General features: G+C 64.0%; 17 protein-coding genes. 7 read left to right on the top strand and 10 right to left on the bottom strand.

Going from position 1 to position 15,955, the window contains the following annotated elements; genetic code table 11:
* A complete protein-coding gene (locus QUH67_RS29795) occupies window positions 1-735 on the bottom strand; it encodes a dienelactone hydrolase family protein (RefSeq protein ID WP_300943064.1) in 735 nt (244 codons plus the stop codon).
* 303 nt (window positions 736-1,038) lie between these two features.
* Here QUH67_RS29795 and QUH67_RS29790 point away from each other — a divergent pair, with 303 nt between their 5' ends.
* From QUH67_RS29790 to ychF, 4 genes are all read left to right on the top strand, one after another.
* Window positions 1,039-1,332, top strand: a complete 294-nt coding sequence (locus QUH67_RS29790; RefSeq protein WP_300943063.1) for an accessory factor UbiK family protein — start codon at window positions 1,039-1,041, stop codon at window positions 1,330-1,332.
* Window positions 1,333-1,658: 326 nt separating this feature from the next.
* Complete coding sequence (locus tag QUH67_RS29785; protein WP_300943062.1) at window positions 1,659-2,369, top strand: 50S ribosomal protein L25/general stress protein Ctc; 711 nt, start codon at window positions 1,659-1,661, stop codon at window positions 2,367-2,369.
* Between the two features lie 21 nt (window positions 2,370-2,390).
* Entirely contained in the window at window positions 2,391-2,993 is a 603-nt protein-coding gene (pth, locus tag QUH67_RS29780) for an aminoacyl-tRNA hydrolase (RefSeq protein ID WP_300943061.1), read from the top strand.
* A 166-nt stretch (window positions 2,994-3,159) separates the two neighbouring features.
* Window positions 3,160-4,257, top strand: a complete 1,098-nt coding sequence (gene ychF / locus QUH67_RS29775; RefSeq protein WP_300943060.1) for a redox-regulated ATPase YchF — start codon at window positions 3,160-3,162, stop codon at window positions 4,255-4,257.
* Between the two features lie 132 nt (window positions 4,258-4,389).
* On the opposite strand, the gene QUH67_RS29770 is transcribed toward ychF, so the two are convergent.
* Window positions 4,390-4,683 (bottom strand): DUF4282 domain-containing protein, encoded by a 294-nt coding sequence (locus QUH67_RS29770; RefSeq protein ID WP_300943059.1) that lies wholly within the window; start codon window positions 4,681-4,683, stop codon window positions 4,390-4,392.
* Window positions 4,684-4,890: 207 nt separating this feature from the next.
* Here QUH67_RS29770 and QUH67_RS29765 point away from each other — a divergent pair, with 207 nt between their 5' ends.
* The 3 genes from QUH67_RS29765 to QUH67_RS29755 all read left to right on the top strand — a co-directional run bounded on the left by QUH67_RS29765 (window position 4,891) and on the right by QUH67_RS29755 (window position 6,105).
* Complete coding sequence (locus tag QUH67_RS29765; protein ID WP_300943058.1) at window positions 4,891-5,352, top strand: MaoC family dehydratase; 462 nt, start codon at window positions 4,891-4,893, stop codon at window positions 5,350-5,352.
* Between the two features lie 2 nt (window positions 5,353-5,354).
* Complete coding sequence (locus QUH67_RS29760; protein ID WP_300943057.1) at window positions 5,355-5,843, top strand: MaoC family dehydratase; 489 nt, start codon at window positions 5,355-5,357, stop codon at window positions 5,841-5,843.
* 118 nt (window positions 5,844-5,961) lie between these two features.
* Window positions 5,962-6,105: a hypothetical protein gene (locus tag QUH67_RS29755; protein WP_300943056.1), complete on the top strand. Its 144-nt coding sequence runs from the start codon at window positions 5,962-5,964 to the stop codon at window positions 6,103-6,105.
* Between the two features lie 355 nt (window positions 6,106-6,460).
* Here QUH67_RS29755 and QUH67_RS29750 read toward each other — a convergent pair whose 3' ends face one another.
* The 8 genes from QUH67_RS29750 to QUH67_RS29710 form a co-directional block, all read right to left on the bottom strand.
* On the bottom strand, window positions 6,461-6,877 hold the full coding sequence (locus QUH67_RS29750) for a hypothetical protein (RefSeq protein WP_300943055.1): 417 nt from the start codon (window positions 6,875-6,877) through the stop codon (window positions 6,461-6,463).
* A gap of 183 nt (window positions 6,878-7,060) precedes the next feature.
* A complete protein-coding gene (locus tag QUH67_RS29745) occupies window positions 7,061-7,963 on the bottom strand; it encodes a hypothetical protein (protein ID WP_300943054.1) in 903 nt (300 codons plus the stop codon).
* Between the two features lie 240 nt (window positions 7,964-8,203).
* Window positions 8,204-8,638, bottom strand: coding sequence for a nuclear transport factor 2 family protein (locus QUH67_RS29740; protein WP_300943053.1), 435 nt, complete (start codon window positions 8,636-8,638; stop codon window positions 8,204-8,206).
* Between the two features lie 552 nt (window positions 8,639-9,190).
* On the bottom strand, window positions 9,191-9,637 hold the full coding sequence (locus tag QUH67_RS29735; protein WP_300943052.1) for a nuclear transport factor 2 family protein: 447 nt from the start codon (window positions 9,635-9,637) through the stop codon (window positions 9,191-9,193).
* Window positions 9,638-10,114: 477 nt separating this feature from the next.
* A complete protein-coding gene (gene uvrB / locus QUH67_RS29730) occupies window positions 10,115-13,138 on the bottom strand; it encodes an excinuclease ABC subunit UvrB (protein ID WP_300943051.1) in 3,024 nt (1,007 codons plus the stop codon).
* A 331-nt stretch (window positions 13,139-13,469) separates the two neighbouring features.
* Window positions 13,470-13,682: a hypothetical protein gene (locus tag QUH67_RS29720; protein WP_300943050.1), complete on the bottom strand. Its 213-nt coding sequence runs from the start codon at window positions 13,680-13,682 to the stop codon at window positions 13,470-13,472.
* A gap of 130 nt (window positions 13,683-13,812) precedes the next feature.
* On the bottom strand, window positions 13,813-15,036 hold the full coding sequence (locus tag QUH67_RS29715) for an NAD(P)-binding domain-containing protein (RefSeq protein WP_300943049.1): 1,224 nt from the start codon (window positions 15,034-15,036) through the stop codon (window positions 13,813-13,815).
* Complete coding sequence (locus QUH67_RS29710; protein ID WP_300943048.1) at window positions 15,026-15,931, bottom strand: LysR substrate-binding domain-containing protein; 906 nt, start codon at window positions 15,929-15,931, stop codon at window positions 15,026-15,028. Before QUH67_RS29710 ends, QUH67_RS29715 begins: the two co-directional genes overlap by 11 nt.
* Window positions 15,932-15,955: the final 24 nt, after the last annotated feature.

The raw sequence follows: 15,955 nt of genomic DNA, 5'->3' as shown, positions 1-15,955 counted from the left end.
TCACGGCACGAGGTTGCGGCGATAGAGCGCCAGCAGCCGCTCCCAGTGCCGTTCGGCGGCGTCGCGGTGGTAGACCGGACGTTTCGGGAAGGCAAAGCCGTGATGGGTGCCGGGATAGACCTCGACCTCGTTGTTCGATCCCTTCATGCCGGATGCGACCTTGTCGATGATTTCCTGCGGCGCATAGATGTCGGTCTCGGCGCAGGCGAAATAGAGCTCGGCTTTGGTCTTGCTGGCCGCCAGATGCGGGCTGTCGGGCTGGTCAGTCGCCAGATGGGTGCCGTAGATCGAGGCCGCGGCCTTGACCCGATCCGGGAAATGCGTCGCGGCGTTGACCGCGTAGCGACCGCTCATGCAGTAGCCGACGGTGCCGACGATTTTTGTGTTCGCGGCCGGCTGCGTCTCGGCGAAGGCGAGCAGCGCCTTGGTGTCGTCCATCACCATGGGGATGTTGATGGAGTTCATAAAGCCGAACATCCGCTTGCGCTCGGGCGCCTCCGGATCCGGCGGGATCGGCCCCAGTTCCATGACGCCGGACCGGTAGTACATGTTGGGCAGCATCACATAATAGCCGGACGTACCGAGCCGCCGCGCCATGTCGCGCAGTTCCTCGCGGATCGCCGGCGCGTCCATGTAGAAGATGATGACCGGGAACGGTCCGCCGCGTTCGGGGTGGGTGATGAAGGTCGTGGTCTTGCCGTCCTTGGTCGCAATATCGATCTGCTGGTCGATCATGGGCGTTTCTTCTTGGTTGTGATTTTTGGGTTGTGATTCCGGTTTCGGCTCAAGCGCTTGATACGATTGCAAGGAAACCGGGGCATGACAAGGCAGGGTGCCGCGCCGGCATCTCGAGATCATGATGCGATTTCAAGAAATCACATCATGCTCTCATCTCATTGTTTGAGCATGATCTTTTCGGAAAACCGGTTCCCACTTTTCCGGATCATGCTCCAGGGCGCACTTGCACCTTTGCCTTGAACCTTTACGTTGGGCTCGCCATTGTCATGCGGTAACGATCACCGACCGGAGCGTTTTGAGATGACCCAGACCAACAACCGGTTTTTCGACGAGATCGGCCGTTTGATGAACGATGCCGCCGGCGCCGCCCAGGGCGTCAAGCGTGAGGTCGATACGGTCATGCGCAATCAGGCCGAGCGCATCCTGCGCGACCTCGACCTCGTCAAGCGCGAGGAGTTCGACGCGGTCAAGGACATGGCCCGCCTGGCCCGGGAGGAGAACGAGGCGCTCAAGGGCCGGATTGCGGCGCTGGAGGCCAAGCTCGGCATCTCGACGGCCGCCCCCGACGCCGGTGGCGCGAACACCGGCGGATAAGGATTCACCCATCGTCATGGCTGGGCAAACGCGCGTCTTCGCGCGGATGTCCCGGCCATCCATGTCCTTCGTCGCGGCGGCAAGGACGTGGATGCCCGGTCCGGAGCACCCTTGGGCTGCTTGGGGCCGGGCATGACGGCTGAGGGCCGCCATCGGCTGAAACCGGTCAAAACCGCCAAAAGACCCCTTCATTTCCTTGTCATTTCGCCCCTTTGAGGCTAAAAGCCCGCCACGTCCGCAGCCCCCGCACCCCTGGAGGCTTGCTGTGGGACGGCAACGGGCCGCGATGCGGCCTTTAACTTTTTAGAAAACAAGGACTTAACACGATGGCGACCGTCAAGGAATTGAAGGCGACCGCGCGTCCGCAGAGCGGCAAGGGGGCCGCCCGGGCAGAGCGTCGCGCCGGGAGAGTGCCCGGAGTGATCTATGGTGACAACAAGCCCCCCGTGACCATTTCGGTCGACGACAAGGAACTGCGCCAGCGCATCCTGGCCGGCCGCTTCCTGACCACGCTTTTCGACATCGATCTCGAGGGCAAGAAGCACCGCGTGATTCCGCGTGACTTCCACCTCGATCCGGTGCGTGATTTCCCGCTGCATGTCGATTTCATGCGGCTCGGCGAAGGCGCCACCATCCGCGTCAGCGTCCCGCTTCACGTCGTGAACGGTGAAGTTTCGCCCGGCGTCAAGCGCGGCGGCACCGTCAACATCGTCACCCACACCATCGAACTCGAGTGCTCGGTCGACAATATTCCGCCGTACATCGAGGCCGATGTCGGCACGCTGGAAATCAGCCACTCGCTGCATCTGTCCGAGATCAAGCTGCCGACCGGCGTGAAGTCGCTGTCGCGTGAAGACGCGACCCTGGTGACTATCGTGCCGCCGTCCGGCTACGCCGAAGAACAGAAGGCGGCTGCGGCGGCTGCGGCCGGTGGCGCCGCTGCGCCTGCGGCGGGTGCCGCTGCTCCGGCGGCTGCCGCTCCCGCGGCTGCGGCGGCTGGCGCGAAGGCGCCGGCTGGTGGCGACAAGAAGAAGTAACGGGCGGCGGGATGCCGCGTCATGCGCCTGTTTGTCGGTCTCGGTAATCCCGGTTCGAAATACGCCGATAACCGGCACAATATCGGGTTCATGGTCGTCGATGAGATCCAGCGGCGTCATGGTTTTGCACCATGGCGCCGCCGTTTTCAGGGCGAGACGTCCGAGGGCACGCTCGATCGCGAAAAGGTCGTGCTGCTGCGGCCGACCACCTACATGAACGAGTCCGGGCGCGCGGTTCAGGAAGCGGCGAACTTCTTCAAGCTCGCCGTCTCCGACGTCACCGTGTTTCAGGACGAACTCGAACTGCCGCCGGCGAAAGTGCGCGTGAAGATCGGCGGCGGTATTGCCGGCCACAACGGGCTGCGTTCGATCTCCTCGCATATCGGCAACGACTATCGCCGGGTGCGGCTCGGGATCGGTCATCCCGGCGTCAAGGAACTGGTGCACAGCCACGTGCTGTCGGATTTCGCCAAGAGCGACCGGCCGTGGGTGGAAGCGCTGTGCGAGGCGGTGGCCGACAATGCCGGGCTATTGGCGACGGGCAAGGACTCGACGTTCCAGAACAAGGTGCATCTGGCGCTGCAGTCCAAGGGATTTTTCGAGAAGGAAGACGGCGGGCCATAAGCTCGATCGTCATCGCCGGACTTGATCCGGCGATCCATCCTCTCAAAGGAAGATGGATACGCGGGGCGTTAGATGGGGAAGACGGCGCCGCGCGCCTTCTGCCCGCGTATGACGACCTCAATCAATTCACGAGCGGCGGGTTCGCGCCAAAAGATCGGAAGCCAAGATGGGATTCAAATGCGGAATCGTCGGCCTGCCCAATGTCGGCAAGTCGACGCTGTTCAACGCGCTGACCGAGACGGCGGCGGCGCAGGCGGCGAATTATCCCTTCTGCACCATCGAGCCGAATGTCGGCGAGGTCGCCGTGCCTGATCCCCGGCTCGACAAGTTGTCGGCGATCGCAGGCTCCGCGCAGATCATCCCGACGCGACTGACCTTCGTCGATATCGCGGGTCTGGTCCGCGGCGCCTCCAAGGGCGAAGGCCTTGGCAACCAGTTTCTCGCCACCATCCGCGAAGTCGATGCGGTGGCGCATGTGGTGCGGTGCTTCGAAGATTCCGACATCACCCATGTCGAGGGCAAGATCGCGCCATTGGCCGATATCGAGACCATCGAAACCGAGTTGATGCTGGCCGACCTCGACAGCCTGGAAAAGCGCGTCGACAACCTCGCCAAGAAGGCCAAGGGCAACGACAAGGACGCCAAGGAGGCGCTCGACCTCGTCAATCGCGCGCTGGTGCTGCTGCGCGAGGGCAAGCCGGCGCGATTTCTCGAGCGCAAGCCGGAGGAGGAGCGCGCGTTCAATATGCTGGGCCTGCTGACGTCGAAGCCGGTGCTCTATGTCTGCAACGTCGAGGAAGGCTCGGCCAAGGACGGCAACAGCTTTTCAAAACAGGTGTTCGAGCACGCCAAGAAGGAAGGCGCGGTCGCGGTGGTGATCTCGGCCAAGATCGAATCCGAGATCGCGACGCTGTCGCGCGAGGAGCGCGCCGATTTTCTCGAGACGCTGGGCCTGGAAGAGGCCGGCCTCGACCGTTTGATCCGGGCCGGCTACCAGCTGCTCGACCTCATCACCTATTTCACCGTGGGCCCGAAGGAGGCCCGTGCCTGGACGATCCACCGCGGCACCAAGGCGCCCGCGGCGGCCGGCGTTATCCATACCGATTTCGAGAAAGGCTTTATTCGAGCCGAGACCATCGCCTATGGCGACTATGTCACGCTCGGCGGCGAAGCCGGCGCCCGCGACGCCGGCAAGCTCCGGCTGGAGGGCAAGGAATACGTCGTCGCCGACGGCGACGTGATGCATTTCAGGTTCAATAATTGAGATCATCGGTGCCGCGGATGCGGACCCTGTGGGTGGGCAAGGGCGCAACACGTCGTGCCCACGATCTTTCAGCCAGTGCGAGCGGAATGGTGGGTACGCCGCGCTTTGCCCAACCTATGGCTGCAAGACCACTTACCGCATCCCGCCCTGGTCGCGGATCGCGCCGAGATGTTCGTTGATGCGGAAGACGATCAGGATGAATTCCGCGGCGATGCGCGAGAACACCACGCCGACGATGACGCCGGCGATCGAGGACAGCAGCATAATGAATCCGCCGAACGGGCTGATCGCCATGGTGCCCAGCGCGGAAAAGATTCCGGACAGGCCGAACAGTACGATCAAGCCGATGACCAGCCAGTAGAACGTCTTGATGATCGTGGGCGTGATGAAGCGGTCCCACTGAAACAGATCCTGAAAATCGAACATCGATGGTTTCTCCGGCGAGTCACAAACCTTGTTCCAGACCGCACAGGGCTAGCCCCGAAAACTGCTTCGGGCAAGTCAGGGGCGAACGCCAGAGGCGGTGCTCGCCCGCAGCGAACGAGCCATGCGGGTGGACGGGTTGAGATTGCCGCAAATAACGGCCACATTCAGGCTTGCCCGCCGCAAATCCTCAAGCCAGATTCCGGATAGATGACATCGCTGACCTTCGAAGATTTTACGCCCGGCCATTTCGGCACGTTCGGACCGCGGCACGTCACACGCGAGGAGATTCTGGCGTTCGCCGCTGAATACGACCCGCAGCCGATGCATCTGGACGAGGTTGCCGCCAACGCGTCGATGCTGAAAGGGCTGTCCGGCTCGGGCTGGCACCTCGGCTCGCTGATGATGCGAATGCTGTTCGACGGCTTCATCGGCCGAACCGCTTCGCTCGGCTCGCCGGGCGTCAACGAGATGCGCTGGATGGCGCCGCTGCGCCCGGGCGACGACCTGACGCTCGATGTCGACGTCACGGAGGCCCGTGTTTCGAAAAGCCGCCCCGAAACCGGCATCGTGACCTTCAAGGGCACGATCCGCAACGCGGCCGGTACGGTGCTGTGCGAAATGGAATCGCCGATCATCGTGCGCCGGCGCGACCACGCGGAGGCGAAGTAGCGATGCGTTTCTTCGAGGATATCGAGATCGGGGCGCGGCGCGACCTCGGGTCTTTCACCTTTACCGCCGACGACATCAAGAGGTTTGCCACACAGTTCGATCCGCAGCGCTTCCACCTCGACGAGGAGGCGGGCCGCAACTCCCTGTTCGGGGGACTGGCCGCTTCCGGCTGGCACGTCGCCGCGGTCTGCATGAAGCTTCTGGTCGCCGACGGCAAGCGCCTGTCGGCGGAGGCCGCGGCGCGCGGCGAGCAGGTCGCGGTGTGGGGGCCGTCGCCGGGCTTTCGTGAACTGCGCTGGATCAGGCCGGTGCTGGCCGGCGACACCATCCGCTATTCCAATCAGGTCGAAACCAAGCGGACGTCGGAGAAGCGCCCGGAATGGGGCATCCTGCAGGCCCGCAATACCGGCACCAACCAGCGCAACGAGGTGGTTTTCTCGTTCCTCGCCACCGCCTTCGTGCCGCGGCGGAACGCGGGAGCAAATGGTTAACGAAGTGTGCCGTTGGTTCCGCGCAATCCATGGCTTCGCGGAACGGATTTTTTGCTAACGGATTTTGAACTTTTGGCCTGCCATAAGCGTCATTAGGGGAATACCGAGGGGATTGATCGTGGCAGATCGCAGCAGCCTGAAATTCGTCGGCTTTATCTTCGCAACCGTCACCGTGGCCGTCATGCTGACCGCCGGCATGGTGGTGAAGTCCTACGCCGACGGCGTCTACACGATCGAAGATACCGCGTTCGTCCGCGAATAGCTGCAGACCAAACCCAAGCTCGGAAGATGACCCGCGGCGATCCGGATCGCCAATCGCGGATCAGCGACTCCAGATAAGAGTCATGGCCACGACGGCGAGCGTCAGCAATCCGACGAAGCGGATGACGAGCGTTCCCATGCTGTGCGACGATTGCCGCAGCGGGATGGAATCCATGTTGTCTGGCTGAACGTTTTGCATCGCCGCTCGAGTCCCCAAAAGGTGCCTGCCGTCACGTGACGACATCCGTCCACGGATGCGACCGTGTTTATAAAGTTCAGATTGAATCGTGCCAAACGAAACCGCCGCGCTCCGGTACGGAACGCGGCGGAGTGTCAGATTTTTGCAACGATGGGACTTAGCTGTTGCGCAGTCCGTCGGCGGCGCGCTTCCACTGCGTGACGTTGTCGGCGATCATGCGCGTCGACTTCATCGCGGCCTGGCTGAGCTGGGCGTAGCCCGAGATCTCGCGCTGCACGCGCTGGCCTTCGGCATGCAGCAGGTCGCGCAGGCTCTCGAGTTCGGAAATCAGCTTCTCGATTTCCGCCAGCGAGGTGCCGGCGACGCGCTGGATCAGCGAGTTGACGTTGTTGACGGTGGCTTCCGCGTTGGCGTCGAGCGCCGGGGTCTCCGCAGGGACCGAAGGCCGGCGCAGATAGGCGATGTCGTTGCGAACGAATTCGCGGATACCGGCTTCAACCTCGGATACGGCGGCGAGATCGCCGTCGGCTTCCGGCGTTTCATCAGCCTGCTCCGGACGAATGGTGGCGTTCATCGGCAATTCCTTTGTTTCGCATTCAGGCGAGCGCGGAAATCCCCCCGCACGACGAAGTAGATCGCCGCCATCTGCGCTGCCGATTTTGGCCGCATCTGGGCCAATCTGCGGCAATCGTGGATCATTATCGGGAGGCGGCCGTTTCACGCCGCAAAGTGCGTCAAATTGGGACGACTCAAACCGTCACCAACTCCGTTTGAAGCCGGCGCTGAGGCTCTTGCTGGCGGCGCCCGACGGTGTTTCGCCGATCGAGCCCGAGATCGTCACGCCGTCGAACAACCTCTGCTCGGCGCCGACCTTGCGCAGCCATTTGTCGTCCGACGCCGAAGTGGTCTGACCTGCGGTCAGGCTGGTGCCGGTGTCGGCGATGCTGAGCCTGGCCGACTGGTCGGTCTCCGCACTGCGCGCCGGATGGCTGATGATGCCGGGCACCGGCACAAGGCCTTGCTGGATCAGATTGTAGTCGTTCTTCAGCGTGAGCGAATATTGCTCGCCGATCGGCAGCGACTTGCTCAGGGAGGTGCCGATCCGGCTCTGCTCGGATCCGGGATCGACGCGAGCCTCGACCGAAGTCTTGTCCCAGATCGAGGCCACGCCGGGGGCGGTGATCGCCGCCCAGGCGGTGCCGGACGATTGCGGCAGGCTGCCGCCATTGGCCAGTCTTTCCGAGAGCTGTTCGGAGGTCGTCGCCGCGCCCTGCCGCGCGACCGTCATGTCGACGCCGACCCGCGTATCCCAGAACGGCGAGATCGACTGCTTGACCGACACCGCGGAAGAGCCGTTTGCCTTTTCATTGGCGGACCACGCGGTGTCGATCCCGCCGAGGAGGCTCGACGCGCCGCTGCCCTTCGGTGCGGGAGCCGGCAGGGTCGATGCATCGACGTTGAGTTGGCTCCAGTCGAGCTTGCTGACGTCGATGTCTTTCATGATGTCGACCTCGCCGGCGTCGGGCGCCGCCTCGGTCTCTTCCGCTTCGGGCATGTCCGGATCGTTTTCCGCCGGCGGGGTTTGCGCCGCTGCTGCCAGCATCGAAGCCACGCTCACGCCGGCCACCAGCATCGGCAGCCGCGCCCATCCACATCGCATTTTGGAAATCATCGCCCGCCCGCATTCCAACTCGCGCCCAGAATGCGTTCACTCTGTTGCAAAATTATGGCGCGGGCGCTTCGGTTCACTTCAATTGAACGTCATGGCCGGGCACAGCGCGTGATCGCGCCCGGTGACCCGGCCATCCACGCTTCCTTGGGGCTGGCGAAGGAAGACGTGGATGCCCGCGCGCAGTTGCTGTTCGCGCGCGGGCATGACGATTGGAATTGTGGATGAAAGCTACACCGCCATTCGAGGCAGGTTGATCGGATAGCCCACGGTTTGCTCGACCAGGTCGAAGGTATCGACCAGCACGCGGAAGTTGGTCAGGCGGCCGGCGCTGAACTGGGCGAAATGGGCAATCCGCAACGAGATCGGCTTGTTCGAATCGAGCGCGGTGAGGGAATAACGCATCATCGAGGACGCGGTATCCACGCCCAGCATGATCGATTCCCGGTCGAAACGGTGGACGCGAAAGTTGTCGGCGATCTGCCTGATGACATCGATCACCGCCGCCTTGCCGCGGCGCGAGCCGAAGAACGGATACATGTCGATCGGGCCATAGATCGCCCAGTCGACGTCTTCGTCGAGCAGGGCGTCGAGATCGGCGGGCTGGCGTTCATTGATGGCGCGGTGAAACGCGCGCGAAAAACGCCAGAGACTATGCTCTGTCATTTCAGGTGGTCCTTGGAAACTGGATTTTCGAAACAGCCATCAAGCCCTAATGAGGCGTCGCCATCGACGCCGGGCTGATTTGCTGCATGTTCTGTTGTGCTCTTAAATATATCAGGAATGTGAAATTACAACCGTTGTTTTTTGCATCGCACAAATGCGGCGTTGTCGGCCGGATTTCGATCACTTCACGGTCATAAGCGCCATCGGCTCGCGACGTGCCGGCGATTTTCAATGCCGGGTGCTTCGAGATTCGGCGCCGCCGATACCGTCGTCTGCACCTCCGTGCGACAACCACGGGACCCGCCAGGGCCTTCAAAATGCGCGCCTTTAAGCCGTTCCAACCGGATGGCGCGCCGCCCGGCAGCCGGCCGTCGGGCCTGAGAAAAGCGGCGGCGCGCGCTTCATCCGCCCGTCGTGTCGGGAAACAGGCTGGTGATGGGTCACGGCAAGTGCGACGAGGTTCAACGGCGCGCGCGGAATAAGCGGCGCATCGGGCTGCACGGATGATGTGGATGGCGACGGCTTGCCGAAAGGCGGACCTTGCCGGCGTGATTAAGGATTCGCACGTCGCCCGGTCAGGATCGCGGTGACGTCGCGTTCGACCAGTTGCTGCACCAGATCGTAGGTGTCGATGATTTCCCGGATCTGGCAGACCTTGCCGTCGCGCAGCGTGTAGAAGCCGGCGATGTCGAACTGCATCATGCGCTGATTGATGCTCTTGCGGAGGAACACGCGGACATAGACGGCGACCTTGTCGCCCTCGGCGACCGACATCGACACCTCGCAGCGCAACTCGGAATAGCGGGCCAGCACCGCACTCCACATCTCGCGCATCTCGGCTTTGCCGCGGCGGTAGCCGAGATGCGGCAGCAGGTCGACCGGGGCGTTTGCAATGAATTCGATGTCGTCGGTGCAGCGCGCCAGCGTGGTCTCGAGGTCGCCGGAGTACAGGGTGTTGAGAAAGTCCAACACGAACTGACGATTCGATTCCTCGGACATTCGCCCACCCTGACCGTGTTCGATCCCGCATCTGCGATTGCTCGCATTTTGAACGGAACCGCACCGGGATCAATCGGCAAATGGATTTAAAGTTTCCGAAAGCATTAAGGCGCTCCGCAACCGCAGCTGAACCGGATACCGTTGGCAAACAGCGCGCCGCTGATATCGCGCGCTGCATGCGCTAAAGCTTGCCGAATTCCGCTTGCGGCAAGGCCCTGCGGGTTGTGAGGTCGATCACAAACCTTTTGTTCATCTCATGGGCCGGGCGGGACATAGTCCGGTCGGACAGCGACGTGCGGCGACGTGCGGTCAGCTCGCATTGGTGTGTCCATTTGCCGTCATTGCCTGCAACAAACGCGAAGCGTTTGTTGCAGGGGAGGGTAGCGATGAAGCAATCCGTCGGTCCGCGTGCGCGGTGATATGGATTGCTTCACTTCGCTCGCGCTGACGTTGATCGTTATGCGGGCGCTGCTTGGCTCACCGCTTCTTCCACCCGCCGCGATGGCCCGGCGCGCCGCCGCTGGAGCGCGGGGCGGGCCCGAATTCGGGACCGGACTGGCGGGAGTCGGTGGGCTGGAAGATCCTGGTGCCGCCGGGGAGATCGGGCTTGCGCGGTTTGGCGCCGCTCGGGCGGTAGGGCAGGGATTCCGGGCCGTGCATTTCGTCAAGGTGGGGTTTGTGGACCTTGGAGGTGCTGCTGCCGGCACCGCCGCCACGGCTCGACTTTAAGGCCGTCTGCACGCCTTTCTTCTTCATCGCGCTGACGGGAAGGTTGGCGGCCTCGCCGTACTTCTTCGTTCCGGCGTAGGCGCCGGCCTGCTTCTGTACGTTGCGCTGTTTGGCGGTGGGATCGTCGACCACGGCCATTTCTGTGGCGCGCAGGCGTTTGACTTCGTCGCGCAACCTGGCGGCTTCCTCGAAGTTCAAATCGGCGGCAGCTTCGCGCATGCGGGTTTCGAGGTCGGACAAAACCGCCTCGAAATTGTGCCCGATGGAGATGACATCGTCGGCCATGCCGCCATCGCCGATCTCGACCAGCACGTGGTCGCGCTCGTAGACGCTGTTCATGATGTCGCCGATCGACTTCTTCACGCTCTCCGGCGTGATGCCGTGCTCGGTGTTGTACTCGACCTGCTTCTCGCGGCGGCGGTTGGTTTCGGCGATGGCGCGTTCCATCGAGCCGGTCATCTGGTCGGCGTAGAGGATCACCTTGCCGTCGACGTTGCGCGCGGCGCGGCCGATGGTCTGGATCAGCGAGGTCTCGCTGCGCAAAAAACCTTCCTTGTCGGCGTCGAGGATCGCAACCAGCGCGCATTCGGGAATGTCGAGGCCTTCGCGCAACAGGTTGATGCCGACCAGCGCGTCGAACGCGCCCAATCGAAGGTCGCGGATGATCTCGATGCGTTCGATGGTGTCGATATCCGAATGCATGTAGCGCACGCGAATGCCCTGCTCGTGCAGGTATTCGGTGAGGTCTTCCGCCATGCGCTTGGTCAGCACCGTGATCAGCGAGCGGTAGCCGGCCTGCGCGGTGGCGCGGACTTCGCCGACGAGGTCGTCGACCTGGGTGCGGGCGGGGCGGATGTCGACCGGCGGATCGATCAGCCCGGTGGGGCGGATCACCTGCTCGACGAACACGCCGCCGCTTTCGTTGAGCTCCCAGCCGCTCGGCGTCGCAGAGACCGCGACCGACTGCGGACGCATCATGTCCCATTCCTCGAACCGCAGCGGACGGTTGTCCATGCAGGAGGGCAAACGAAAACCGTATTCGGCGAGCGTTGCCTTGCGGCGGAAGTCGCCTTTGAACATGCCGCCGATCTGCGGCACGGTGACGTGGCTTTCGTCGGCGAACACCAGCGCGTTGTCGGGCACGTATTCGAACAGTGTCGGCGGCGGCTCGCCGGGGCGGCGGCCGGTGAGGTAGCGCGAGTAGTTCTCGATGCCGGCGCAGCTTCCCGTGGCCTCCATCATTTCGAGATCGAAGGTGGTGCGCTGCTCCAGCCGCTGCGCTTCCAAAAGGCGGCCCTGGTTGTGGAGCTCGTCGAGCCGCATCTTCAACTCGCTCTTGATCGACTTGATCGCCTGCACCAGCGTCGGACGCGGCGTCACATAGTGCGAGTTGGCGTAGATCTTGATGAATTCCAGCTCGTCCTGCTTGTGGCCGGTGAGCGGATCGAACTCCTCGATGTTTTCAACGGTGTCGCCGAACAGGTTCACGCGCCAGGCGCGGTCTTCATAGTGCGCCGGGAAGATATCGATGACGTCGCCGCGTACGCGAAACGTGCCGCGGGTGAAGTCGGCCTGGGTCCGCTTGTACTGCAGGGCGACGAGGTCGGCGATCAGCTGCCGCTGGTCGATGCGTTCGCCCTTCTTCAGCGCAAAGGTCATCGCGGTGTAGGTCTCGACCGAACCGATACCGTAGATGCACGACACGGAAGCGACGATGATGACGTCGTCGCGCTCCAGCAGCGCGCGCGTCGCCGAATGGCGCATGCGGTCGATCTGCTCGTTGATCGACGAGTCCTTTTCTATGTACGTGTCCGTTCGCGGGACGTAGGCCTCAGGCTGGTAGTAGTCGTAGTAGGAGACAAAATACTCCACCGCGTTGTCGGGGAAAAAACTCTTGAACTCGCCATAGAGCTGGGCGGCGAGCGTCTTGTTCGGCGCCAGGATGATGGCGGGGCGCTGCGTCGCCTCGATCACCTTGGCCATGGTGTAGGTTTTGCCCGAGCCGGTGACGCCGAGCAGCACCTGGGTGCGGTCGTTGCGGTTGATGCCCTCGACCAGTTCCTTGATCGCGGTCGGCTGGTCGCCCTTCGGCTCGTATTCGGATTTGATCACGAAGGGCACGCCGCCCTCGGATTTTTCCGGGCGCGGCGGCCGGTGCGGCGTCCAGATTCTCACCTGGCCGTCGTTGCCCTTGAATTCCGGTCGGCCGTCGCGGATCAGGTTCTCCAGCGCATCCGCCGTCGCCTTGACGCCGAGCGCCTCCATCTTGTTGCGCGGCGGCCGGGCCAGCGCCTCGTCGTCGTCCTCCGCCGTCGGCAGGCCGAGCTGACGCGCGAGTTCTGGATCGAGCGTCGGGATCGTGGCCGAGGTGCCGTAATTGGCTTGCGGGGCTTCCTCGAGGCCTTGCGGGGAGCTGCGAGCGCCCGGCGGTTGCGGATTGGGGCGCAGCGGGGCCTGCCGGGCGACGACGTTACTTGTCGTGTTGCGGTCGGGCAGCGGTTCGGCCGGCAGGCCATCCGTCGATTTTGTCGAGGCGCGGGCACGGTGCGCGGCGGCTTCGCCGCCGGCGCGGCGGTCCCACGAATTGTCCGGCGGCGGCTGCAGGCCGGTGCCCGAGCCGGTGCCGGCGTCGCCGCGGTTGATCGCGGGGTTGAGCAGTTCAGCCAGCGCCGGCGCGATCGGCTGAACGTCCGGCCTCGACGCCCTGGAATTCGGGGCCTTGGATTTCTGGGATTTGCCGGGATTTTTGGGAGTGTCGGGTTTCTTCGCCATCCGGCGAATATGGGATGAGTCAACCAGCTAGAAAAGGGCAAACGGCCTCCTGCGCGATGTTGCGCAGGTCATGTCAGCAGGTGTCAGCAGGGGGGTCCGGAACCCGTCTCGCAGGTCGTCAGCGGAGCGTCGGACGGCTTGACGATATCGAGATGAATGCCGCCGCAATCGGTGCAGCGCAGGGTCCAGTATTCGACGCCGGCGCGACCGGGGATGATGCGCAGCACCGCGAGCGAGGCATCGCAGTCGGGACAGGTCGAGAGTGTCGGCGTCGCCTGCAGGGTTTGTTCGGGAAGCGGCGCCGGGAGCCGGCCGGCCGTTCCGCCGGTACTTACGGATTCGCGAAGCGCGGCTTGAAACGATCGATATGGGCTTTCGCGTCCGCGATCGCCGCTTCCGGATCCGACCACGCGAAACCGACTTCGAGGGTCGGGAACGCCATCCCGTCGATCACCACCGGCGTCTGGTCGGCCCGTTGAATCCTGGCGTGCCATAGCCCTCTCCCTGCCTCGAACGATTGAATTTCAAAGCCGCCATAGATCACGGCGTGTCCCCCGGATTGTCCCATCAGGACAAGGAGAGCACGGCCATGTCGGGGGCTTTGTGAAACGGTTCACATGTCTCTGGATTTTTTCGCTCGCATTCCCCTGGCAGCGCGTGCGCGGGGGGCGCGATCAGCCGCGCCGCCCCAGAATATGGTCGGCCAGCACGGCGGCGTCGTCGCCGACGCCGGACAGGAACGATGAATTCATTTTCGACAGCCATTGCAGGCCGAGGAAATACAGGCCCGGCTCGGGGGATATGCCGTTGCGATGCATGGCATCGCCCTTGTCGTCGATGACAGGCAGATCGATCCAGCCGAAATCGACGCCGTAGCCGGTGGCCCAGACCACCGCCGAGATGCCTTCCGCGGCGAGATCGAGGCGCGTCAGCGGCGTGGCGACGCAAGGCGGGTTCGGGACCGTCGCGCGGGCCCCGGGCTCTTCGGGCAGTTCCAGGCCTCGACGTTTCACGTAGGCGTCCACGGTATCGAGGAACGTCGTGTAGACGAGATCGCCGTCGGCCATGCTCTCGGCGAGGCCCGGTGCGATTTCGAGTACGCCGTCCTGCGCCGCCTCGACGCGCCCGATCAGAATCATGCCGTCGGTTGCGTAGTTGCGGAAATCGATGGTGCGCCCGCCATTGGCGCCTGAAATCACCGGGGCGAGGCGCGCCGGCCCGCGCTCTTCCGGCGTGACCTGGTCGAGGCGCATCTCGGCGAGCCACCACACGAGGTCGCGGCCGCGATAGCGCCGCGGCATGCGGCGGTGCCGTCCGATCGAGAGATACACGCGGCGGCCGGCCTGCAGCAATTCCTCGGCGATCTGCGCACCCGACGCGCCGGCGCCGGCGACCAGCACCGCGCCCGGCGGAAGCTGTTCGGGATTCCTGTAGTCGGCGGAATGGACCTGGAAGACAGGATGATCGCGCAGCAGATCGGGGACGATGTTGCGCTGGTAAGGACCGGTGGCGACCACGACATTGTTCGCCGCGATCGTGCCGCCGGTGGTCTCGGCGGCGAAGCGCGCGCCGTTACCCCGCGACAGCCGCGTCACCTCGACGTCGCAGCGGATCGGCGGCGCGACAAAGGCGGCGTAGTCATCGATGAATTTGATGATGTCGTCGTTGTCGGCAAAGGCATCCGGGTCGCTATGCGGAAACGGAAAATCCGGTAGCCGCACCGACCAGTTGGGGAACTGGAATTTCAATCCATCCCAGCGTTCGCTGCGCCAGCGTTCGGCGATCCGGCGGCGTTCCAGCACCAGATGCGAAATTCCGCGCTGCTTCAGCCGGTGGCTCATCACCAGCCCGGCCTGGCCGCCGCCGATCACCAGCGTCTCGATCTTCTCATCCGGCATGTCTCTGGCCCCTGCGGCGCACAGCAGGTTCTGCCGCGGCGCGGACAATCCAGCGCCGGAACGCGGCAAAATCGCGCTGCCCAGTGCCAAACCCCCGGTACACGAGATACCAGCGCATGCCTTTCGGCACGCTTAACGCGAACGGGGCGACCAGCCGGCCGGCCGCCAGGTCGTCGTCGATATAGGGGCGTATGCCCATGGCGATGCCGAGGCCGTCGACGGCCGCCTGCAGCGCCTGGCCATAAAATTCGAATTCCGTTCCACGGGCGCAGATGCGGGCCGCGCCGGCGGCCTCGAGCCAGGACGGCCAGTCGTCGGGCGAATGCGCAACCCGCAGTAGTGTTGGCCCCTTCAGGTCGGCGGGGCGCTTGAGGGCGTTGGCCAGCCGCAGCGCGCAGACCGGCAGCAGGTCGGCGGCGAACAAGGGCTCGGCGACCAGGCCGGGCCATTCGCCGTCGCCGAGCTTGATGCCGCAGCTCCAGTCCTCGCCGAACGGCACCGCGGCGCCACCGGTGGTGATGCGGACGTCGATGTCCGGCTCGTGTTTGCGGAAATCCGCCAGCCGCGGGATCAGCCACTTCATCGCAAAAGTGGGACCGACGCCGATGGTCAGCACCCGCACGCTGGAAGGCGCGGTGACCTGGGCGGTCAGGCTCGCCAGCGCGTCGAACAGCGGCGTCAGCCCGCTCTGGTAGGCGCGGCCGGCCGCGGTGGTGGCAAGGCGATTGGCCTTGCGCTCGAAAAGCGCGACGCCGAGCCGTTCTTCCAGCAGGTGCACCATCCGGCTGACCGCGGCGGCCGATACGTTGAGCTCGGCGCCGGCGGCTGCAAAGCTGCCGGTCCGCGCCGCCGCTTCGAACGCCTTGATCCCGTTGAGAAAGAGCAGCCGCCGCACAACACCCTCAGGAAAACTGATGCA

This window comes from Bradyrhizobium roseum, assembly GCF_030413175.1.
Classification (GTDB): domain Bacteria; phylum Pseudomonadota; class Alphaproteobacteria; order Rhizobiales; family Xanthobacteraceae; genus Bradyrhizobium; species Bradyrhizobium roseum.
The sequence above is the reverse complement of the archived record's forward strand: the minus strand, read 5'-3'. Positions and strand labels throughout refer to the sequence as shown.

Bases quoted from the DNA above. Each gene is read 5' to 3' on its own strand.
- QUH67_RS29760 (WP_300943057.1), top strand. From the start codon at position 5,355: ATGCGTTTCTTCGAGGATATCGAGATCGGGGCGCGGCGCGACCTCGGG.
- QUH67_RS29795 (WP_300943064.1), bottom strand. From the start codon at position 735: ATGATCGACCAGCAGATCGATATTGCGACCAAGGACGGCAAGACCACG.
- uvrB (WP_300943051.1), bottom strand. From the start codon at position 13,138: ATGGCGAAGAAACCCGACACTCCCAAAAATCCCGGCAAATCCCAGAAA.
- ychF (WP_300943060.1), top strand. From the start codon at position 3,160: ATGGGATTCAAATGCGGAATCGTCGGCCTGCCCAATGTCGGCAAGTCG.
- QUH67_RS29790 (WP_300943063.1), top strand. From the start codon at position 1,039: ATGACCCAGACCAACAACCGGTTTTTCGACGAGATCGGCCGTTTGATG.
- QUH67_RS29785 (WP_300943062.1), top strand. From the start codon at position 1,659: ATGGCGACCGTCAAGGAATTGAAGGCGACCGCGCGTCCGCAGAGCGGC.
- pth (WP_300943061.1), top strand. From the start codon at position 2,391: ATGCGCCTGTTTGTCGGTCTCGGTAATCCCGGTTCGAAATACGCCGAT.
- QUH67_RS29735 (WP_300943052.1), bottom strand. From the start codon at position 9,637: ATGTCCGAGGAATCGAATCGTCAGTTCGTGTTGGACTTTCTCAACACC.
- QUH67_RS29715 (WP_300943049.1), bottom strand. From the start codon at position 15,036: ATGCCGGATGAGAAGATCGAGACGCTGGTGATCGGCGGCGGCCAGGCC.
- QUH67_RS29740 (WP_300943053.1), bottom strand. From the start codon at position 8,638: ATGACAGAGCATAGTCTCTGGCGTTTTTCGCGCGCGTTTCACCGCGCC.
- QUH67_RS29750 (WP_300943055.1), bottom strand. From the start codon at position 6,877: ATGAACGCCACCATTCGTCCGGAGCAGGCTGATGAAACGCCGGAAGCC.
- QUH67_RS29745 (WP_300943054.1), bottom strand. From the start codon at position 7,963: ATGCGATGTGGATGGGCGCGGCTGCCGATGCTGGTGGCCGGCGTGAGC.
- QUH67_RS29770 (WP_300943059.1), bottom strand. From the start codon at position 4,683: ATGTTCGATTTTCAGGATCTGTTTCAGTGGGACCGCTTCATCACGCCC.
- QUH67_RS29765 (WP_300943058.1), top strand. From the start codon at position 4,891: ATGACATCGCTGACCTTCGAAGATTTTACGCCCGGCCATTTCGGCACG.